The organism is Caballeronia sp. LZ016 (assembly GCF_031450805.1).
In the GTDB taxonomy this organism is placed as follows: domain Bacteria; phylum Pseudomonadota; class Gammaproteobacteria; order Burkholderiales; family Burkholderiaceae; genus Caballeronia.
Map to the genome: position 1 here is coordinate 1,745,269 of NZ_JARTVY010000001.1, position 20,093 is coordinate 1,765,361.

The following is a 20,093-nucleotide window of genomic DNA, read 5'->3' on the forward strand; positions in this document are numbered from 1 at the left end:
GGGGGTTTGAAGGCAGGAACATCTATCGCAAAATACACGCCTTCGAGGCCGTAGGTGGCGCATCATCTACCTTGCGGCTTATTTTTGAGACGATTTGCCGCATACTTCAGGCTCGCCGAAAGCCGGACGCACGCATCCGTAAGTCGAGCGGCTCCGCAATCGAAAGCCGACGCACGTAACATGCGCGCCTTCGGCGTCGGCCCCGCCGCGACGAAGCAAGCCACGAGGCAAACCACAGGCCAAAGATCGATGCAAATTCTTCCCGATTCCCTGTCTCTTGCCGAGACCGCGTTCTTCTTCGATTTCGACGGCACGCTCGTCGAACTCGCCTCCACGCCCGACGGCATCTTCGTGCCGCGTTCGGTGCCCGACATCCTTGCATCGCTGCGGCGCGCGACCAATAACGCGGTCGCGGTCGTGTCGGGGCGCGGCATCGACAATATCGATTCGTTCCTGCAGATACCCGATCTGCCCGTCGCCGGGATGCACGGCGCGGAGCGGCGCGACGCCAACGGCGACGTGCAGCGCATCGGCTTCCACGACGAGCGGCTCTTGCGCATGGAGCACGTGCTCGAAGGCGTGGTCAACGCGAATCCGGGCATGCTGCTCGAAATCAAGGGCGCGGCGCTCGCGCTGCATTACCGGAACGCGCCCGAGCGCGAGCCGACCGCGCGCGCGGCCACCGAGCGTCTCGTCGCGGAATACGCCGATGCCTACGTGCTTCAGCCGGGCAAGATGGTGTACGAAATCAAGCCGAAGGGCGTCGACAAGGGCCGCGCGTTGCGTGCATTCATGGCCGAGCCGCCGTTCACGGGACGAAAGCCTGTCTTCATCGGCGACGATCTCACCGACGAGAAAGGCTTCGCGGTCGTCAACGAATTCGATGGCCTGTCGATCAAGGTCGGCGCGGGCGAAACCGTGGCGCGGGCGCGCATCGAATCGGTGGAACTGCTGCTCGACTGGCTCCAGGTGATCGCGGGCACGGCCGGGAAGCACGCCTGATGGGCCGCCTGATTATCGTGTCGAACCGGGTTGCGCCGATCTCGGAAGGCGGCCCGGCGGCGGGCGGGCTCGCGGTCGGCGTCTATGACGCGCTCAAGGAAACCGGCGGCGTGTGGTTCGGCTGGAGCGGCGACGTGCTGGCTGCGCCGCCCGAGGCGATCACGCTGGAAGAGCAGGGGCCGGTGACGTTCGCGACCATCGGTCTCGCGCGCCGCGATTATGACCAGTATTACCGCGGCTTTTCGAACGCGACGCTGTGGCCGGCGTTTCACTATCGCCCGGATCTGATCGAATTCGATCCCGAAGAATACGACGGCTATTGCCGCGTGAACCGCTGGCTCGCCGCGCAGCTCGTGCCGCTGCTCAGGCCCGACGACGTCATCTGGGTGCACGACTATCACCTGATTCCGTTCGCTCAGGCGTTGCGCGAACTGGGCGTGACGAACCGCATCGGCTTCTTCCTGCACATCCCGTTTCCGGCGTCGCAGATTCTGTTGAGCGTGCCGCGCCATCGAGAACTGGTCGAGGCGCTGTGCGCGTTCGATCTGCTCGGCTTCCAGACCAGCCCCGACCTGCATGCGTTCTGCGATTACATCGAGACTGAAGCGGGCGGCGCGCTCACCCGGCATACGACGAAGCCGGTGGAAGTTCGCGCGTTCGGCAAGGTGCTGAAGGCGGCGGCGTATCCGATCGGCGTGTATCCCGATGAAGTGCGCGCGCTGGCAAAAGACGGCGAAGGCGGCCGCGACGTGCAGACCGTGAAGGCGACGCTGCACGAACGCAAGCTCGTGATGAGCGTCGATCGGCTCGATTATTCGAAGGGGCTGGTCGAGCGTTTCCGGGCGTTCGAGCGCCTGATGGAGCACGATCCGCAGCAGCGCAACAACGTGTCGTTCCTGCAGATCGCGCCGCCGACGCGCTCGGACGTCGACGCCTACCGCGATATCCGGCTGCAACTGGAAGCGGAGTCCGGCCGCATCAACGGTCGATACGCCGAGCTCGACTGGACGCCGATCCGCTATATCCATCGCCAGTACGAGCGGCCGGTGCTCGCTGCGTTGTTCCGCGAGGCGCATGTCGGTTTCGTCACGCCGCTGCGTGACGGCATGAATCTGGTCGCCAAGGAGTACGTGTCGGCGCAGGACCCGGACGATCCCGGCGTACTCGTGCTGTCGCAATTCGCGGGCGCGGCGCGGGAACTGAAGGCGGCGTTGATCGTGAATCCGCTCGATATCGACGGCATGGCGGAAGCGCTCGCCACTGCGCTGGCGATGCCGCTCGACGAGCGGCGCGCGAGACATCGCGACATGTATGCGCTGCTGCGGGACAACAACGTGTCGGTGTGGCGCGATAACTTCCTGCGCGATCTGAAGGCGCGCTGAGCGCGTAAAAAAGCCGCGTTTCCTTTCGGGAAACGCGGCTCGGTCTCGCTTTGCTCTCCTCACGCCGGCTGCTTGTGCGGCGTCGCGACGATCGAGGGCAGCTTGCCGTGCTGCTTCGCCAGCAACTCCCGATACAGCCCCGGACGTTCGCGCAGTTCTTGCGGCGAGCCGTCGTCGATGACCTTGCCCGCGCTCATCACGATAATGCGATCGAAGTTCTGCAGTGTCGACAGACGGTGCGCAATCGCGATGACCGTGCGGCCGACCATCAGCCGGTCGAGCGCCTGCTGAATCGCTTCTTCCGATGCGCTGTCGAGCGCCGAGGTCGCCTCGTCGAGCAGCAGGATCGGCGCGTTCTTGAGAATGGCGCGCGCAATCGCGATGCGTTGCCGCTGCCCGCCCGACAGCTTCACGCCGCGATCGCCGACGATCGTATCGAAGCCTTCCGGCATCGCTTCGATGAAGTCCGTGCAGCGCGCCTCGCGCGCGGCGGCGAGCACTTCCTCGCGGCTCGCATCGGGACGTCCGTACGCGATGTTCTCGAACACCGTGCGATGGAACAGCGAAATGTCCTGCGGCACCAGCGCAATCGCGTGGCGCAGGCTGTCCTGCGTGATCGCGGCGATATCCTGCCCGTCGATCTTGATGCTGCCCTTCTGTGTCTCGTAAAAACGCTGCAGCAGCGCGAGGACGGTCGATTTGCCCGCGCCCGACTTGCCGATCAGACCGACGCGCTGACCCGCCTCGATATGCAGATGGAAGTTGTCGAGAATCGGGCGGCGGCGCGGATAGGCGAACGTGATGCCTTCGAAATCGACGCGCCCGCCCTGCGGCACGAGTTCCGTCGCGTCTGAGCGATCCGGCATGCCGTGCGGTTCCAGCAACGTCTGCACGGCTTCGGCGAGGCGCGCGACGTGCTGCGTCACATCGACGAGAGCGACGGCGAGATCGCGCGTGCCGTGCAGGATGGTGAAGCCGAGCGAGCTGACGAGCACGATATCGCCCGAGGTCGCGCGGCCTTGCGACCACAGCCACAGGGCCCAGCCGAGGAGGCCAGCCGACAGAATCGCCGTCACGACCGCGTGAAAGAGGCGCAGCTTTTCAAGGTACAGCAGGCTTTGCTGACGCGCGACCATCTCGGCCTTCACGGTCGAGCCGAAGCGCTTCTGCTCGCGGAACGTCATGCCGAACGCGCGCACGAGCGACATGTTGCCGATCACGTCGACGAGCTCGCCGTCCACCGAGGCGGCCTTCGACGCGAAACTGTGATGCCGCGCCGAACCGCGCTTGGCGAGCCGATACAGGATGAACGCGAGCACCAGCGAGCAGCACATCAGCCCGGCGGCCATCAGCGGGTTCACCGCGACGATCATCACGATCGCGCCCAGCACCGCGATACAGGGCGGCAGGACGTTCCACGCCATCACGTTTTCGGACGTGTAGATGGCGTTCGATGTCGCCGTGATGCGGCTCGCGAGCATACCCGGCTGCTTTTCGGAGAAGTACGTGGGCGAGTGGCCGGAGAGATAGGAGAAGAGGTCCTTGCGCAAGTCGCCGGTGACGATCACGAACACGTGCGCGCCGACCCAGCCGCCGACCCGCCAGAGCAGGTTGTCGGCGGCGATCAGCCCGACCAGGATCATGAAGGCGCCCCAGAGCGGACCGGGATGGCCGCGCCCCTGGCCGAGCACGTCGATCAGATGCTTGATCGCGTATTGCGATGCGAGCGCGCAACCGACCGCGGCGAACACGCTGCAAAGCACGATGGCATGGGCGACCGGATGCCGGCGGATGTAGCGCATCAGGAACGCGAGCGGGCGATTCGCGTAGCTCGCGAGCTTCGCGTTGTGCGCGTTACGCTGGGAGACGGTGAGTTGGTCCAATGGTCTTTTTTGGTCGTAAAGCGGTTGAGCGTGTGTTGCGTCTTCGGGCGATGCCATTCACATCACGTCTGTCCGATGCGCTGGACATCGAACCCGGCGACGACGCGCCGTCTTCACTGGCTGAATTGTAGCCAGTAACCGGAAAGGCGAACGTCATTCAGGCAAACGATGCGCGGCCCGTTCCGCCGGCTCTGCATCGAACAGTCGTTCATTCAGCCGGCGAGGCGGCGGCGCTGCGTCGATAGACGGCCGCACACGACCTTGGGCTTGGGCGCGCATTGTAAGCACAACGCGCGCATTTTTGCGATGGAGCGTGGCCGGACGCGGAATTCATCCACTGGAGGCCCGCGCTCGTGACCGGAGGCGCCTTCACGACAACGGGGAGAAAGCACGCGTCGCGCCAGCGTCTTGCTCGAAGCCGCCGCGCCGGGCGCGCGCGAAGCGGCTCCGGTGCGTGGCCGAAGCACGTGCTCCAATGTAGAACAACCTTAATAAACAGGGGTTTGCAAAGTGTTTCCCCCGTGTAACAAGGTAAATAAGTTGAAATGCACCGCCTATTTGCGCCGTCGCAAGCTCCATAATGCGCCCCAGCTTCTCACCGGCTTTTGAACAAGCCGATAGCACGAAAATATTCGACAGCTTTCTGTAGGAAGCCGTCAACCTGCCGGGAGGAAGCGCGTTATTTCCATGCGTGGCGCTTTTTGAGATATGGTCTCGGACCTGCCCTGTTCCGAGTCGCGCCAAGCAGTGATCGGCGACCCCCGCTTCTTTCACTCGAGCACCAGCTTTCACGCCGCGGCGACTGCGCAGTGACTGCTTTCGCCCGAGGCGAGCGATTCGCTCCCGACGTCAACACGACAGCAGTACTTTGCCTGATCTTTCATTAGGAGTTTCACGACAATGCGAATCGCTCAAATCGCGCCCCTCCACGAGGCTGTTCCGCCGAAGCTGTATGGCGGCACGGAACGCGTGGTGTCATATCTGACCGAGGCACTCGTCGAGGCCGGACACGACGTCACGCTCTTCGCGAGCGGTGATTCGCAAACGTCCGCGAAGCTCGAAGCTTTCTGGCCGCAGGCGTTGCGTCTCGATCCGACGATCCGCGACACGATGGCTCCGCACATGCTGCTGCTCGAGGAAGTCCGCCGCCGCGCCGACGAATTCGACGTGCTGCATTTCCACATCGACTATTACCCGTTCTCGCTGTTCGCGCGCCAGCCGGTGCCGTTCCTGACGACGATGCACGGCCGCCTCGACCTGCCCGAGCTCCAGCCGATCTTCCGCACGTTCAACGACGTGCCGGTCGTGTCGATTTCGGACAACCAGCGCCAGCCGCTGCCGCAGGCGAACTGGCTGTCGACGGTGTATCACGGCCTGCCGGAAAACCTGCTGACGCCGATCCCGAACGTGAAGCCGGGCTATCTCGCATTCCTCGGCCGCATTTCGCCGGAAAAGCGCGTCGACCGGGCGATTCGCATCGCGCAGGCCGCGGGCATGAAAATCAAGATCGCCGCCAAGCTCGACAAGGCCGATCGCGCCTACTACGAAGAAGAGATCAAGCCGCTCTTCGCGCTGCCGCACGTCGAGTACATCGGCGAAATCAGCGAAGCCGAGAAGACCGAGTTCCTGGGCAACGCGCACGCGCTGCTGTTCCCGATCGACTGGCCGGAGCCCTTCGGTCTCGTGATGATCGAGGCGATGGCCTGCGGCACGCCGGTCATCGCGTTCAATCGCGGCTCGGTGCCGGAAGTGATCGAGAACGGCGTGTCGGGCTTCGTCGTGGAAGACGAGTTGTCGGCGATCGCCGCGGTGAAGCGTCTCGACACGCTGTCGCGCGCCAAGGTGCGTGAAGCGTTCGAAACGCGCTTCTCGTCGAAGGTCATGGCTGCGCGCTACGTGCAGAACTACGAGGAACTGCTGCGCCAGAAGCGCCGCACGGTTCTGCGCGAAGCCAACGCCTGAGCGTCGTTGCATCGCCCGTGCCGCAGCGATGCGGCATGACCGACGCCCCGCGTGCCGCAAGGTGCGCGGGGCGTTGTGCTGTCGGCACAGTCAAGTGGCAAATTGGAGCGCGGGGCCGCGTTCGCGTTGCGAAACCTCTGACGACATCCGCAATCTCCCTATAATGACCGGGCTTCGCGAGGCGAAGCGCATGGCCGCCCGACGGCGTGCATCATGTATCGATGGCAATCAATTGCATGGGACCGAATGCGGCGCAAGAACGCCCGCGCCGGTCGAGAGGAGCGCACGTTTTGGCGAGAACCAGGCAAACCAGCGCGGCGCCGGCACCGGGCGCAGGCACCGTTTTCGCGCTGCGGGCGATCGGAGTCGTACTTGCGGCGCGATGGGCGTTCTCCATGTCGCAGATGGGCTATTTGTCCTCGCTGCGCGCAATGACATCATCGCCGTGGGCGTGCCTCAACCTGGTGCTCATTTTTCTGCTGATTGTCCTGCCGGGCGCGAAGGCGCGCATGGACCGGCCGCTGCATCCGCTGCCGCAATGGCTTCGGCAGGCGCTGCGCTTTATCGCGCTGCTCACGTTCGGATTCGCGGTGTTCTCGGTCGGCGCGTTCGTCTGGACGGCGGGCTGGCGGCGGTTCTTGCATGCGCTCGCCGAGACCAACGGCTGGATGGCCGTCGGCCCGGCGCTGTATGCAGTCGTGATGTGGATCTGCCGCCCGCGCGCGCTGTGGCGCACGAACATCGCGGCGAGGCGCTTCGCCATCGGCCGATACGCCATTTCCCTCGATCCCGTCACCCGCACCGCGATGGTCTGGGCCGAGAGCCGCAAGCTCGGCCAATACGACGCGCGCGAGCTTTCGGTCAAATGGCCGACGCCGCCTGACACCCGCGCCGCATCGTCCCCGACGATACTGACGCCATCGACGCAGCCGGCTGCGCCGTTGGTGCAAGGGAACGGCATCGCGCGGCGAGGCTGGTTCACACGCCGTCCGAAAGTCGAGTTGCTCTGGGATTCGCCCGCCGCTGCCGGGCACAACCGCACGACGGTGTTTCGCGCGCCGCTCGCCACCGAAGGCGATCGCAGCGCGGCGCGTGCGCTGGATAGCACCCTGCATCAGGTTTGATGCCGTTGTAGCGAGCAGGTCTTTCTTGTCGATCGTGGGAGGAAAGGATGCTGATACGCTGGTTGCTTGCCGCACTTCATCTGCTTGCTTTCGGCTTCGCGCTCGGTTCGGTGCTCGGGCGTGCGCGCGCGTTGCGGAGGCTCGACGCCGTGCAGTCGGTGCAGGCGAACGCAACGCGTCTGCGCGACGTGTTCCGCTCCGACTCCGTGTGGGGCGTGACGGCAATCGTGCTGATCGTGACGGGCGTGATGCGCGCGTTCGGCGGCTTCGAGAAGGGCGGCGCGTACTACCTGCATGAGCCGCTCTTTCACTTGAAGATGACCGCGCTGGTGGCGATCCTGCTGATCGAAGTGTCGCCGATGCTCGCGCTGATCCGCTGGCGTATGGCGCTCGCGCAGGGCGGGGCGATCGACTTGACGCGCGCGCGGCGCTTCGCATGGATGAGCGACGTGCAAGCGGCGCTTGTCATCATGATGGTGATTGCGGCGAGCGGAATGGCGCGCGGCGTGTGGGCGCATTGAAGCGAACGTGGCCGACAAATGAAAAGGGCCCGAGTCGTGAGACTCGGGCCCTTTGATCTTCGGTGTCTTGGCTTTACCAGCACCGGAATCCTGGTGGGTAGTACTGGGATCGAACCAGTGACCCCTGCCGTGTGAAGGCAGTGCTCTACCGCTGAGCTAACCACCCGAAGAGATTGAGATTATGTCAGGACTATCGCTCTTCGTAAAGCCGTTCTTTAAGAAAAAGCGAAAAATTATGCGGCGACGGCATCAGGCTCAGTTTCGGCCGCTTCGATGCGCCACACGCTCGTGCCTTTGACCGCCTTGTCGAGATCGTTAAGGACGGCTTCGTGTGCAGCGAGTTCGTCGGTCGTCGCAGCGATCACCGGCAGATCGAGATCGTCGAGCGAAATGCGCGGCGCGTCGCTCGCGCCTTCGAGCTGCGCTTCGCCCAGCATGTCGATGACGAGGCTTTCCTGGCCGCGCGTCATCGCCAGATAGACTTCGGCGAGCAGTTCCGAGTCCAGCAGCGCGCCGTGCAGCGTGCGATGTGCATTGCTGATGCCCAAGCGGTCGCACAGCGCATCCAGCGAATTGCGCTTGCCGGGGAACATCTGCTTTGCGTGTACGAGCGAATCGATAACCCCCGCGCACATCTCCGTGACCTTCGGCAGTCCGAGCAGCGCGAACTCCATGTCGAGGAAGCCGATGTCGAACGGCGCGTTGTGGATGATCAACTCGGCGCCCGTGATGAAATCGCGCAACTCGGCGGCGATCTCGGCGAACTTCGGCTTGTCGCTCAGGAATTCGGTCGTGAGACCGTGCACGGCGAGCGCGCCCGGGTCGCTATCGCGCTCGGGATTCACGTAGAAATGCAGGTTGTTCCCGGTCAGCCGGCGATTCACGAGCTCGACACAGCCGATTTCGATGATCCTGTCGCCCGTGCGAGCGTTCAGGCCGGTGGTTTCCGTGTCCAGTATCAGTTGGCGCATGAGATGTCTTTGTCGGTGCGTACGTTCAGCTGTCGGCAAGCGATGTCACGCCGCGATTGGCGAGCGCATCGGCGCGTTCATTCTCCGGATGGCCCGCGTGACCTTTCACCCAGCGCCATTCGATCTGGTGCTGCGCGACGAGCGCATCAAGCCGCTTCCAGAGATCGGCATTCTTGACGGGCGTTCTGGCGGCGGTCATCCAGTTCTTCTTCTTCCAGCCGTGTATCCACTCGCTGATGCCTTTCTGCACATATTGGGAGTCGGTGTGGATCACGGCATGGCACGGGCGTTTGAGCGCTTCGAGCGCGGCGATCACGGCCATCAGCTCCATGCGATTGTTGGTCGTGGCGGCTTCTCCGCCGAACAGCTCCTTTTCCAGCGAGCCAAAACGGAGCAGGGCGCCCCATCCGCCGGGGCCGGGATTGCCTTTGCAGGCGCCGTCCGTATAGATGTCGATTACTTTCGTCGATGCGGATTCTTCAGTCATCAATGCTCGTTGCGAGTGTGCGGGGCGGCGACGGGCGCGAGGCCGGGCGCGAGCGCAGGCTTCTTCAGCTTGGCGGGACCGATGAGCCGCATGCCGCGCACGCGCTTCACTGCGGTAATCATGTAAGCCGCGCCGAAGATGGGCCACCAGCGGTCGCCGGCAGGCTCCATGAACTGATAGCGCTGCAGCCATTTATCGGTGAGAAGCGGCGGACGATAGCAGCCAAACCGCCCGCGTTCAAGGTCGAATCCGAGCAGCTTGATCCAGTCCTTGATACGCGTGAACGCGATCATCTCGTGCGCGGCGGGCACGAACGGCCGTCCCGCCACCTTGCCGAGCGATTGTCGCGCCCCCCACAGGCTCAATGAATTGAACCCGAGAATAATCAACTGGCCCTCGGCCACGAGCACGCGCTCCGCTTCGCGCAGAAGCCGGTGCGGATCACGCGAGAACTCCAGCGTATGCGGCAGCACGAGCAGATCGACGCTCTGCGCCTCGAACGGCAGGTCGAGCAGGTCGCACCAGACGGTGCTGCGGCCGTCCGGCGCGCTCGCGGCCGGCAGCGCACTGACGCCGTGGCCGGCGGCATGCGGCAGCGTGTACGGCGCGCTCGCGCCGCTTTCCGAATCGAGCACGAGCGCGCGACCCGTCATGCGGTTCTCGCGCAGCGCATCGAGTTGCGGCATGCCGAGCTGAAGCGCGTGATAGCCGAAAATGTCCGACACCACGCGATCGAGCTGCGCCTGCTCCCATTCGAGCACGTAGCGCCCCGGCGCGGAGTTCGTCCAGGCGGGCCAGTCTATAATCGCTCGGTCAGACATGTTCGGATGCCGCGTAGATGATCGCCATGGATTCACTTGCTGAAGATTCGTCCAAACGCACGCCCAAGCCGGTGCTGGAATACGTGCCCGTCCCGGCGTTCGAAGACAATTACATCTGGATCCTGTCGGATTCGCGCGATGCCGTCGTCATCGACCCGGGCGACGCCGCGCCCGTCGAAGCGTATCTCGCCGAACGCGGCTGGCGGCTGACCGCTATTTTACTCACGCACCATCATCACGACCATGTCGGCGGCGTGAAAGCGCTGCTCGATAGCCGAACGGCAGAGGGCGGCGTACCCGTCTACGGCCCGGCCGGCGAGCGCATCGAGTCTGTGACGGCGCGGCTTTCCGGCGGCGATACGGTGCGCATCGCGCAACCCGCGCTCGAATTGTCGGTCATCGACGTGCCAGGTCACACGGCGGGGCATATCGCTTATTTCCAGCAAGCCGATGCGCGCGGCACGCCGCATCTATTCTGCGGCGATACGCTCTTCGCAAGCGGCTGCGGGCGTCTTTTCGAAGGCACGCCGCAGCAGATGCTCGCTTCGCTCGATTCGCTCGCCGCGCTTCCCGACGACACGCAGGTGCATTGCGCGCACGAGTACACGCTGTCGAACATCCGCTTTGCGCGCGCCTGCGAACCGGAGAGCGCCGCGCTCGCCCGCTGGAACGACGAAGCGCAGACCTTGCGCGCCGCCGGCAAGCCCACGTTGCCGACGACGATCGCTCACGAGAAGGCCGTCAATCCGTTCTTGCGCGTCGACGAGCCGGCAATTCAAGCCACGCTTTCTGCTCAGTCCGGCACGCCGGTCACGGACCGGCTCGACGCATTCCGCGTGATGCGCGGCTGGAAAGACAAGTTCCGCTGAACGCCCGATTTCGCGCAGAACTTCATCCGATACATTGGAAACGGCGTTAGATACAAGATTTTGCAGGGGTTTTGCGCGCATTCTTATTGACGTCCTAGGTGCGGTTCCGTACTATCGGCTCCAAATTTCCAAGCCTCACTTTTTGGAAGCAAAGACGTTCATGCGACTAACACTGAGTGCGCTATCCGTCCTGATGCTGGCCGCCTGCGCCAGTCGGGGACCGACAGCGCCCGCCTCGAGTACCACCTCCGCCACTCCTACCGCCGCCTCGCAGCAAGAAGTCGCCGACACCATTCGCCGCACCGCAGCCGCCAAGGAAACCATCAACGTCGACAAGACGCCCGTCACCTCGCTCGCGGGGTCGGCCGACTTGTGGAGCCGCATCCGCAGCGGCTTTCAGATTCCAGATCTGCAAAGCGACCTCGTCGACATGCAGGCTAACTGGTATGCGCAGCGGCCCGACTACGTCCAGCGCATGACGACGCGTTCGCAGAAGTACCTGTATCACATCGTCGAGGAACTCGAGCAGCGCCATATGCCGACCGAACTGGCGCTGCTGCCGTTCATCGAATCGGCGTTCAACCCGCAGGCGCTGTCGGTGGCCAAGGCGGCGGGCATGTGGCAGTTCGTGCCCGGCACCGGACGCGACTACAACCTCAAGCAGAACATGTGGCAGGACGAGCGGCGTGACGTGCTGGCGTCAACGAGCGCCGCGCTCGATTACCTTTCGCGTCTGCACGACATGTTCGGCGACTGGCATCTCGCGCTCGCCGCATACAACTGGGGCGAGGGCAACGTGCAGCGCGCCATCGCGCGCAACGAAGCGGCCGGCCTGCCGACCGACTACGAAAGCCTGCGCATGCCCAACGAAACGCGCAACTACGTGCCGAAGCTGCAGGCGGTCAAGAACATCGTGGCCAATCCGCAGCAATATGGACTCGCGTTGCCGGATATCCCGAATCACCCGTACTTCGTGACCGTCACGACGGCGCGCGACATCGACGTGACCATGGCCGCGAAGCTCGCCGGCATGAGCGTCGAGGAATTCCGCTCGCTGAATCCGTCGTTCGCCAAGCCGGTCATTCTCGGTGCGACGAACCCGCAGATTCTCCTGCCGTTCGACAACGCCGCTACTTTCCAGCGCAACCTCGGTTCGTACACCGGCGCGCTGTCGTCGTGGACCACGTACACGGTGACGGAGCGGGCGCGTCCTGCGGCCATCGCTGAAAAGATCGGCGTCGACGCGGACACGCTCATGTCCGTCAACCGCATTCCGGCGGGCATGCGTCTGAAGCCGGGATCGACCATCGTCGTGCCGCGCACCGATGACGACGACGAAGACATCAGCGCGGATGTCGCCGCCAACGCTATCCTCGCCGTCGAACGCGACGTGCCGGACACGCGCAAGATGGCCATCCGCGTGCGCCGCAAGCAGACCATCGCCACGCTCGCGGATCGGTACAACGTATCGGTGGCGCAGGTAAAAGCATGGAATCGCACGAGTCGCGACGTTTTCCTGCCGGGGCAGGTCGTCGTGCTGCACGTGCCGTATGGCCGTCCGGTCCCGGCTGAGCCGGGTCCGGTGCGCGTTGAAACCGTGGCGGCGTCGAGCCGTGCGTCGGGCGGCGTGAAGAAGATCGGCACGCGCGTGACGGCGAAAACGCCTCATGGCAAGGCGCCGGGCCATACGCTGACGCGTGTGTCGGCGTCCGGTGGCGCATCGAAAGCGGCCCACAGCAAGCCTGCCGCGCCGAAAGCAACGAAGACCTCGGCCACGCACGCCAGCAGCGCCAAGAGCAAGAAGAAGTAAGCATCAACGGCTTGCCATGCTGCATTATTCCACGCCGTCACCAAGGTGACGGCGTTTTCATTTGGCGGCACGGTTAAACTGGCAATCCAGAAGAATTAAGCAGGCAATGAATCGCATGCCGTCCTCCGTTCGTCTCCGCGTCTTTCTGCTGTTCGCCGCCGGATACTTCGTCTCGTACGTATTCCGGGGCGTCAATCTCGGCTTCGCTCCGCTGATCACGCACGACCTCGGCCTGTCTGCCGCCGACCTCGGCTTGCTGACGTCGCTGTACTTCATCGGCTTCGCCGTGGCGCAGATTCCTGTCGGCGTGATGCTCGACCATTTCGGGCCACGGCCGGTGACGGCCGGCATGCTCTTGTTCGCGGCGGCTGGAATCTGGGTTTTCGGGGCTTCGCACGGACTGGCCGGCCTGATGGCGGGGCGCTTGCTGATCGGCGTCGGGGTTTCGGTTTGCCTGAGCGCGGCGTTCAAGGCGTCGGCGCAGCATTTTCCCGTCGCGCGGCTGCCGCTCATCAACGGCTTTACGATGGCGGTCGGCGGACTGGGCGGCGTCGTGGTCGGCTCTCCGCTTGCCTCGCTGCTGCATGTCGCGAGCTGGCGGCAGGTTTGCGTGGGCCTCGGCGTCTTCACGATCGCCGTCGCGGCGGCCATCGTCCTGTTCGCGCCGCGCACCGCGGACACTCGCCATCAGGCCGATGTCGTCAGCCAGTTCAAGGGTACGTGGCACATTTTGAAGAGCGCGGCGTTCTGGAAGATCGGTTCTTTCTCGGTCGTGACGCAAGGCGTGTTCTACGCGATGCAATCGCTGTGGATTCGTCCCTATCTGCTGGATGTCATGGGCCTCACGCCCGCGCACGCTGCCGCGCTCGTCTCGGTGCTCGGTTTCGCGATGATGTTCGGCTGCGTCGGTTTCGGCGCGGCGGCGCGCGGGATGGAGCGGCGGGGCGTCACGGTGTACGCCTTCTGCGGTGCCGGAATGGCGCTGTACGTCGCCGTCCAGTTGCTGATGGTCCTGCGCGTGCCGTTGCCGCCAGCGGTGTTGCTTGCGGCTTACGGCATCTTCGGCGGCACCGGGATTCTCAGTTACGCGGTCATGGCCGAGCACTTTCCTTCGCATATGATCGGCCGCGCGAGCACGACGCTCACGCTCGTAATCTTCTTGCTGATCTTCGGGTTTCAGGTCGGTATCGGCGCGATGCTTTCGTTGTGGCCGACCGAGAACGGTCATTTTCCGGCGATCGCGCATCAGACCGTGTGGGCGGTGTTGATCGCGTTGCAGGCGGCGAGCGCCGTGTGGTACATGCTGCCGAGCCGGGCGCTTCGAAAGACCGAGCGGACCGCGTCGTAAGCCTCGTCGAGGAACCGCTCCCGGCATCGACCGCAAGCGGACAATTCCCGAAATATGGCCAAACCGTTGACTTCGCGCTATAATTCGAAGGTTTGAGCATATCAACCCGCACCCTAGCGCCTACCTCCCATTCCCCGTCGTTCGCTGCGCCTGGCAGCGCGCGCCGCACGCCGCCGATCGTCCGCTTCGATACTCCGCTTGCCGCGCGCAAGTGGGCCGCTTCGAGCCACGATGCCCGCCTGTGAGCCGCCGCCATCGTGCTAAGGAAAGCCGTGCTCCGCGAGCGCGGTCCCAAGCCTGAATTTCGGACAGACAGGTCGGTAACAGGGTGTTCCCCAAGGAGCTTCCCGTGTTGCCGTCATTCTCCCCCGCATTACTCGCACTTGCCGACGGCACGGTCTTTCGTGGTCATTCCATCGGCGCGGCCGGTTCGACGATCGGCGAAGTGGTGTTCAACACCGCCATCACCGGCTATCAGGAAATCCTGACGGATCCGAGCTATGCCCGCCAGATCGTCACGCTGACGTATCCGCATATCGGCAATGTCGGCGTGAACGCCGAAGACGTCGAAGCCACCAAAGTCCATGCCGCCGGTCTCATCATCCGAGACCTGCCGGTGCTGGCCTCGAACTTCCGGTCCGAGCAGACCCTTTCCGATTATCTGAAGGCGCAGGGCGTCGTCGGCATTGCGGGCCTCGACACACGCAAACTCACGCGCGTGCTGCGCGACAAGGGTGCGCAGAACGGCTGCATTCTCGCCGGCAGCGACGACGAAGCCGAAGCGCTGCGTCTCGCGCGCTCGTTCCCCGGACTCGCCGGCATGGACCTCGCGAAAGTCGTGTCCACGCAGGAGCGTTACGAGTGGACCCAAAGCGAATGGCGCCTCGGCAGCGGCTATGGCGAGCAGAAGTCGCCTGAATTCCGCGTCGTCGCATTCGATTACGGCGTCAAGTACAACATTCTTCGCATGCTGGCCGAGCGCGGCTGCCACGTCACGGTGCTGCCGGCGCAGGCCAGCGCCGCCGATGCGCTCGCGCTCAATCCGGACGGCATCTTCCTGTCGAATGGCCCCGGCGATCCGGAACCGTGCGACTACGCCATCCGCGCGACGCGCGAATTCATCGAGCGCGGCATTCCGACGTTCGGCATCTGCCTCGGGCATCAGATCATGGGCCTTGCCGTCGGCGCCAGGACGACCAAGATGAAGACCGGCCACCACGGCGCGAATCATCCGGTGAAGGACATGGAAGACGGCCGCGTGGTCATTACGTCGCAGAATCACGGCTTCGCGGTCGACGCGGCCACGCTGCCCGCGAACGCGAAGGTCACGCATGTCTCGCTCTTCGACGGCACGCTGCAAGGCTTCGCGCTGACCGACAAGCCGGCGTTCTGCTTCCAGGGCCATCCGGAAGCGTCGCCGGGGCCGCACGACATCGCGTATCTGTTCGACCGCTTCATCAAGCTGATGAAGTCGGCGAAGGTCGCTGCCTGATAACGAACAGAAACCGTAAATAGACATCGAGAGCAGTTATGCCGAAGCGCACAGACATCAAGAGCATCCTCATTATCGGCGCGGGCCCGATCATCATCGGCCAGGCGTGCGAGTTCGACTATTCGGGCGCGCAGGCGTGCAAGGCGCTGCGTGAGGAAGGCTACAAGGTCATCCTCGTCAACAGCAATCCGGCGACGATCATGACCGACCCGAACACGGCGGACGTGACCTACATCGAGCCGATCTCATGGGAAGTGGTCGAGCGCATCATCGCGAAGGAGCGTCCGGACGCGATCCTGCCGACCATGGGCGGCCAGACCGCGCTGAACTGCGCGCTCGACCTGTTCCATCACGGCGTGCTGGCGAAGTACAACGTCGAACTGATCGGCGCGTCGCCGGAAGCCATCGACAAGGCAGAAGACCGCCAGAAGTTCAAGGACGCGATGACGAAGATCGGCCTCGGTTCGGCCAAGTCGGGCATCGCGCATTCGATGGAAGAAGCGCTCGCCGTGCAGGCGCAGATCGCCGAGGCAACGGGCAGCGGCGGTTATCCGACCGTGATTCGTCCTTCGTTCACGCTCGGCGGCTCCGGCGGCGGCATCGCCTATAACAAGGAAGAGTTCGAAGAAATCTGCCGCCGCGGTCTCGATCTTTCGCCGACGCGCGAACTGCTGATCGAAGAATCCCTGCTCGGCTGGAAAGAGTACGAGATGGAAGTCGTCCGCGATAAGAAGGACAACTGCATCATCGTGTGCTCGATCGAGAACCTTGACCCGATGGGCGTCCATACCGGCGATTCCATCACCGTCGCGCCTGCGCAGACGCTGACCGACAAGGAGTATCAGGTTCTGCGCAATGCGTCGCTCGCGGTGCTGCGCGAAATCGGCGTGGATACGGGCGGCTCCAACGTTCAATTCGCGATCAATCCGAAGGACGGCCGTATGGTCGTCATCGAGATGAATCCGCGTGTGTCGCGTTCGTCGGCGCTGGCATCGAAGGCAACCGGTTTCCCGATCGCGAAGGTCGCGGCGAAGCTCGCCTGCGGCTACACGCTCGACGAACTCAAGAACGAAATCACCGGCGGACAGACGCCGGCATCGTTCGAGCCGACCATCGACTATGTCGTGACGAAGGTGCCGCGCTTCGCCTTCGAGAAATTCCGCGAAGCCGATTCGCGCCTGACCACGCAGATGAAATCCGTCGGCGAAGTGATGGCGATGGGCCGCACGTTCCAGGAGTCGTTCCAGAAGGCGCTGCGCGGGCTGGAAGTCGGCGTCGACGGGCTCGATGAAAAGACCACGAGCCGCGACGAAGTCATCCGCGAGATCGGGGAGCCGGGTCCCGACCGCATCTGGTATCTCGGCGATGCGTTCCGCCTCGGTCTCACGCAAGAGGAAATCTTCGAAGAGACGTCGATCGATCCGTGGTTTCTCGCGCAGATCGAACAGATCATCCTGAAGGAAAAGGCGCTCGAAGGCCGCACGCTCGAGAGCCTGAGCCGCGACGAACTGCTGTATCTGAAGCGCAGCGGTTTCTCCGACCGGCGCCTCGCGAAGTTGACCGGCTCGAACCAGGCCGACGTGCGCAAGAAGCGTCACGCGCTGCACGTGCGCCCGGTGTACAAGCGCGTCGATACCTGCGCGGCCGAATTCGCGACGAAGACCGCGTACATGTACTCGACGTATGAAGAAGAGTGCGAAGCGAATCCGACGGACAAAAAGAAGATCATGGTGCTCGGCGGCGGGCCGAACCGGATCGGGCAGGGCATCGAGTTCGACTACTGCTGCGTGCACGCCGCGCTGGCCATGCGCGAAGACGGCTATGAAACCATCATGGTCAACTGCAATCCGGAAACCGTATCGACCGACTACGACACGTCGGATCGCCTGTACTTCGAATCGCTGACGCTGGAAGACGTGCTGGAAATCGTCGATCTGGAAAAGCCGGTCGGCGTGATCGTGCAATACGGCGGCCAGACGCCGCTCAAGCTCGCGCTCGACCTCGAGGCGAATGGCGTGCCGATCATCGGTACGTCGCCGGACATGATCGACGCAGCCGAAGATCGTGAGCGCTTCCAGAAGCTGCTGAAGGACCTCGACCTCCGCCAGCCGCCGAACCGCACCGCGCGCGCCGAGGAAGAAGCGCTCGCACTGGCCGACGAAATCGGCTATCCGCTGGTCGTGCGTCCGTCGTACGTGCTCGGCGGCCGCGCGATGGAAATCGTCCATGAGCCGCGCGACCTCGAACGTTACATGCGCGAGGCGGTGAAGGTATCGAACGATTCGCCGGTGCTGCTGGACCGCTTCCTGAACGATGCGATCGAATGCGATGTCGACTGCATCTCGGACGGCGAGGCCGTGTTCATCGGCGGTGTGATGGAGCACATCGAACAGGCGGGCGTGCATTCCGGCGATTCGGCCTGTTCGCTGCCGCCGTACTCGCTGTCGAAGGAAACCGTCGACGAGCTGAAGCGTCAGACCGCCGCAATGGCGAAGGCGCTGAACGTGGTCGGTCTGATGAACGTGCAGTTCGCGATCCAGCAGGTTCCGCAGGACGATGGCTCGAAGAAGGATGTCATCTACGTGCTCGAAGTGAACCCGCGCGCATCGCGCACGGTGCCTTACGTGTCGAAGGCGACGAGCCTGCCGCTCGCGAAGATCGCCGCACGCGCGATGGTCGGCCAGACGCTCGCGCAGCAGGGCGTGACCAAGGAAGTCGTGCCGCCGTACTTCAGCGTGAAGGAGGCTGTGTTCCCGTTCATCAAGTTCCCGGCGGTCGATCCTGTGCTCGGGCCGGAGATGCGTTCGACCGGCGAGGTGATGGGCGTTGGCCGGACGTTCGGCGAAGCGCTTTTCAAGTCGCAGCTGGCAGCGGGTTCGCGCCTGCCGGAATCGGGCACCGTGCTCATCACCGTGATGGACGCCGACAAGCCGAAGGCCGTCGAAGTGGCGAGCATGCTGCACGAGCTCGGCTACCCGATCGTCGCGACGAAGGGCACGGCGGCGGCCATCGCGGCAGCGGGCGTGCCGGTGAAGGTCGTCAACAAGGTGAAGGACGGCCGGCCGCATATCGTCGACATGATCAAGAACGGCGAGATCGCGCTCGTCTTCACGACCGTCGACGAAACCCGCGCGGCCATCGCGGATTCGCGTTCCATCCGCATGAGCGCGCAGGCCAACAAGGTCACGTACTACACGACCATGTCCGGCGCGCGCGCGGCGGTCGAGGGCCTGCGTTACCTGCGCGATTTGGAAGTCTATGATTTACAAGGCTTGCATGCTCGCCTAAACTAAGGCTTCGATTACTGGTCCAAGCATCACGAGCCGCGGTTAAGCGGCGTCTCCTCGGTTTCGGGAGATGCGCTTAACCGCGGTAATTTTTTGAAGTTTTTGTTTCTGGGTTGTCTATGAGCACGATTCCCTTGACGAAGCGCGGCGCGGAGTTGCTGCGCGACGAATTGCAACGCCTGAAGGCTGTCGAGCGTCCGGCGGTCATCAACGCGATCGCGGAAGCGCGCGCGCAGGGCGATCTGTCCGAAAACGCGGAATACGACGCCGCGAAGGAAAAGCAGGGGTTCATCGAGGGCCGCATCGCGGAAATCGAATCCAAGCTGGCCGCCGCGCAGGTGATCGACCCGACAACGGTCGACGCCGATGGCCGTGTCGTGTTCGGCGCAACGGTGGAACTGGAAGACCTCGAATCGGGCGATACCGTCACCTATCAGATCGTTGGCGACGACGAAGCGGATATCGACCACGGCCTCATTTCGGTCAGCTCGCCGATCGCGCGGGCGCTCATTTCGAAGTCGGAAGGCGATGTCGCGTCGGTGCAGGCGCCGGGCGGCGCGCGCGAGTACGAAATTATCGCGGTTCGCTACGTCTGATGGCGCACCGGCTCTTTCGCATCGTCACGATGATCTGGGTCGGCAGCCTGCTGACCCTCGGCCTCGTCGCCGCGCCCGTTCTCTTCTCGATGCTCGACCGCGCGGCGGCCGGATCGGTCGCGGCGCAGTATTTCCGCATCGAGGCGTTCGTCGGCGTGGTGAGTGCGCTGATCCTGATCCTGATCGGCAATCGCTTCGTGAAAAGCGGGATTGCCGACTACAAGCGCGTGCGGTGGATTGTCGCGGTAATGCTCGGCTGCGTGCTCGTCGGCTACTTCGCGTTGCAGCCGTTCATGGAATCGCTGCGAGTGGCCGCGCAGGAAACGGGCGTCGCGCTGGCCGACTCGCCGTATGCGAAGCAGTTCGGCATTTTGCATGGCGTGTCGAGCGCCATCTATCTGATTCAGTGCCTGTTCGGCGTTGCGCTGGTGTGGCGCCTGCCGGGCAACGCGCCGACCGCCATCGTGCCGAAGAACAAGTCGGCGAAGATGGCCGCCAAGCGCGCGCGAAGCTAAATCCGGGTTCGTCGATGGCGCGC

The 20,093-nt window shown here is 63.9% G+C and carries 16 protein-coding genes and 1 tRNA gene; 12 read left to right on the forward strand and 5 right to left on the reverse strand.

From position 1 onward, the window contains the following. The first annotated feature begins 249 nt into the window (after window positions 1–249). The gene (otsB, locus tag P9220_RS08300; protein WP_309764411.1) at window positions 250–1,002 is read left to right on the forward strand and encodes a trehalose-phosphatase; all 753 of its coding nucleotides are present in this window, start codon (window positions 250–252) and stop codon (window positions 1,000–1,002) included. Further along, on the forward strand, window positions 1,002–2,384 hold the full coding sequence (otsA, locus tag P9220_RS08305) for an alpha,alpha-trehalose-phosphate synthase (UDP-forming) (protein WP_309764412.1): 1,383 nt from the start codon (window positions 1,002–1,004) through the stop codon (window positions 2,382–2,384). The genes otsB and otsA overlap by 1 nt, the downstream gene beginning before the upstream one ends. Before the next feature lie 59 nt (window positions 2,385–2,443). On the opposite strand, the gene P9220_RS08310 is transcribed toward otsA, so the two are convergent. Next, window positions 2,444–4,324, reverse strand: a complete 1,881-nt coding sequence (locus P9220_RS08310; RefSeq protein ID WP_309764413.1) for an ABC transporter ATP-binding protein — start codon at window positions 4,322–4,324, stop codon at window positions 2,444–2,446. An 843-nt stretch (window positions 4,325–5,167) separates the two neighbouring features. Here P9220_RS08310 and P9220_RS08315 point away from each other — a divergent pair. From P9220_RS08315 to P9220_RS08325, 3 genes are all read left to right on the forward strand, one after another. Further along, complete coding sequence (locus P9220_RS08315; protein ID WP_309764414.1) at window positions 5,168–6,229, forward strand: glycosyltransferase family 4 protein; 1,062 nt, start codon at window positions 5,168–5,170, stop codon at window positions 6,227–6,229. 290 nt (window positions 6,230–6,519) lie between these two features. Continuing rightward, window positions 6,520–7,353 (forward strand): hypothetical protein, encoded by an 834-nt coding sequence (locus P9220_RS08320; RefSeq protein WP_309764415.1) that lies wholly within the window; start codon window positions 6,520–6,522, stop codon window positions 7,351–7,353. Window positions 7,354–7,400: 47 nt separating this feature from the next. After that, window positions 7,401–7,874: a DUF2214 family protein gene (locus tag P9220_RS08325; protein WP_309764416.1), complete on the forward strand. Its 474-nt coding sequence runs from the start codon at window positions 7,401–7,403 to the stop codon at window positions 7,872–7,874. A 91-nt stretch (window positions 7,875–7,965) separates the two neighbouring features. Here P9220_RS08325 and P9220_RS08330 read toward each other — a convergent pair. From P9220_RS08330 to P9220_RS08345, 4 genes are all read right to left on the reverse strand, one after another. After that, window positions 7,966–8,040: transfer RNA gene (locus P9220_RS08330), tRNA-Val, on the reverse strand. Window positions 8,041–8,107: 67 nt separating this feature from the next. Continuing rightward, window positions 8,108–8,845, reverse strand: coding sequence for a DNA polymerase III subunit epsilon (gene dnaQ / locus P9220_RS08335; protein ID WP_309764417.1), 738 nt, complete (start codon window positions 8,843–8,845; stop codon window positions 8,108–8,110). A 25-nt stretch (window positions 8,846–8,870) separates the two neighbouring features. Beyond that, window positions 8,871–9,332 carry a ribonuclease HI gene (gene rnhA / locus P9220_RS08340; RefSeq protein WP_309764418.1) on the reverse strand — a complete coding sequence of 154 codons (462 nt, stop codon included), beginning with the start codon at window positions 9,330–9,332 and terminating at the stop codon, window positions 8,871–8,873. Beyond that, window positions 9,332–10,153: a methyltransferase domain-containing protein gene (locus P9220_RS08345; RefSeq protein ID WP_309764419.1), complete on the reverse strand. Its 822-nt coding sequence runs from the start codon at window positions 10,151–10,153 to the stop codon at window positions 9,332–9,334. Before P9220_RS08345 ends, rnhA begins: the two co-directional genes overlap by 1 nt. 17 nt (window positions 10,154–10,170) lie before the next feature. Here P9220_RS08345 and gloB point away from each other — a divergent pair, with 17 nt between their 5' ends. The 7 genes from gloB (at window position 10,171) to P9220_RS08380 (ending at window position 20,070) form a co-directional block, all read left to right on the forward strand. Further along, window positions 10,171–11,022, forward strand: a complete 852-nt coding sequence (gene gloB, locus P9220_RS08350) for a hydroxyacylglutathione hydrolase (RefSeq protein ID WP_309764420.1) — start codon at window positions 10,171–10,173, stop codon at window positions 11,020–11,022. Between the two features lie 160 nt (window positions 11,023–11,182). Continuing rightward, window positions 11,183–12,832 carry a transglycosylase SLT domain-containing protein gene (locus P9220_RS08355; protein WP_309764421.1) on the forward strand — a complete coding sequence of 550 codons (1,650 nt, stop codon included), beginning with the start codon at window positions 11,183–11,185 and terminating at the stop codon, window positions 12,830–12,832. A gap of 115 nt (window positions 12,833–12,947) precedes the next feature. Further along, the gene (locus P9220_RS08360; RefSeq protein WP_309764422.1) at window positions 12,948–14,180 is read left to right on the forward strand and encodes an MFS transporter; all 1,233 of its coding nucleotides are present in this window, start codon (window positions 12,948–12,950) and stop codon (window positions 14,178–14,180) included. Window positions 14,181–14,529: 349 nt separating this feature from the next. Beyond that, the gene (gene carA / locus P9220_RS08365) at window positions 14,530–15,672 is read left to right on the forward strand and encodes a glutamine-hydrolyzing carbamoyl-phosphate synthase small subunit (RefSeq protein WP_309764423.1); all 1,143 of its coding nucleotides are present in this window, start codon (window positions 14,530–14,532) and stop codon (window positions 15,670–15,672) included. A gap of 38 nt (window positions 15,673–15,710) precedes the next feature. Next, window positions 15,711–18,965: a carbamoyl-phosphate synthase large subunit gene (gene carB, locus P9220_RS08370; RefSeq protein ID WP_309764424.1), complete on the forward strand. Its 3,255-nt coding sequence runs from the start codon at window positions 15,711–15,713 to the stop codon at window positions 18,963–18,965. A gap of 113 nt (window positions 18,966–19,078) precedes the next feature. Continuing rightward, window positions 19,079–19,555, forward strand: coding sequence for a transcription elongation factor GreA (gene greA / locus P9220_RS08375; RefSeq protein WP_309764425.1), 477 nt, complete (start codon window positions 19,079–19,081; stop codon window positions 19,553–19,555). Beyond that, a complete protein-coding gene (locus tag P9220_RS08380; protein ID WP_309764426.1) occupies window positions 19,555–20,070 on the forward strand; it encodes a DUF4149 domain-containing protein in 516 nt (171 codons plus the stop codon). The genes greA and P9220_RS08380 overlap by 1 nt, the downstream gene beginning before the upstream one ends. Window positions 20,071–20,093 lie beyond the last annotated feature (23 nt).

Excerpts from the sequence above, each read along its gene's own strand:
- greA (WP_309764425.1), top strand. The coding sequence starts at position 19,079 with ATGAGCACGATTCCCTTGACGAAGCGCGGCGCGGAGTTGCTGCGCGAC.
- carB (WP_309764424.1), top strand. The coding sequence starts at position 15,711 with ATGCCGAAGCGCACAGACATCAAGAGCATCCTCATTATCGGCGCGGGC.
- P9220_RS08345 (WP_309764419.1), bottom strand. The coding sequence starts at position 10,153 with ATGTCTGACCGAGCGATTATAGACTGGCCCGCCTGGACGAACTCCGCG.
- P9220_RS08325 (WP_309764416.1), top strand. The coding sequence starts at position 7,401 with ATGCTGATACGCTGGTTGCTTGCCGCACTTCATCTGCTTGCTTTCGGC.
- P9220_RS08315 (WP_309764414.1), top strand. The coding sequence starts at position 5,168 with ATGCGAATCGCTCAAATCGCGCCCCTCCACGAGGCTGTTCCGCCGAAG.
- otsA (WP_309764412.1), top strand. The coding sequence starts at position 1,002 with ATGGGCCGCCTGATTATCGTGTCGAACCGGGTTGCGCCGATCTCGGAA.
- P9220_RS08360 (WP_309764422.1), top strand. The coding sequence starts at position 12,948 with ATGCCGTCCTCCGTTCGTCTCCGCGTCTTTCTGCTGTTCGCCGCCGGA.
- P9220_RS08355 (WP_309764421.1), top strand. The coding sequence starts at position 11,183 with ATGCGACTAACACTGAGTGCGCTATCCGTCCTGATGCTGGCCGCCTGC.
- P9220_RS08380 (WP_309764426.1), top strand. The coding sequence starts at position 19,555 with ATGGCGCACCGGCTCTTTCGCATCGTCACGATGATCTGGGTCGGCAGC.
- rnhA (WP_309764418.1), bottom strand. The coding sequence starts at position 9,332 with ATGACTGAAGAATCCGCATCGACGAAAGTAATCGACATCTATACGGAC.
- P9220_RS08310 (WP_309764413.1), bottom strand. The coding sequence starts at position 4,324 with ATGGCATCGCCCGAAGACGCAACACACGCTCAACCGCTTTACGACCAA.
- gloB (WP_309764420.1), top strand. The coding sequence starts at position 10,171 with ATGATCGCCATGGATTCACTTGCTGAAGATTCGTCCAAACGCACGCCC.
- otsB (WP_309764411.1), top strand. The coding sequence starts at position 250 with ATGCAAATTCTTCCCGATTCCCTGTCTCTTGCCGAGACCGCGTTCTTC.
- dnaQ (WP_309764417.1), bottom strand. The coding sequence starts at position 8,845 with ATGCGCCAACTGATACTGGACACGGAAACCACCGGCCTGAACGCTCGC.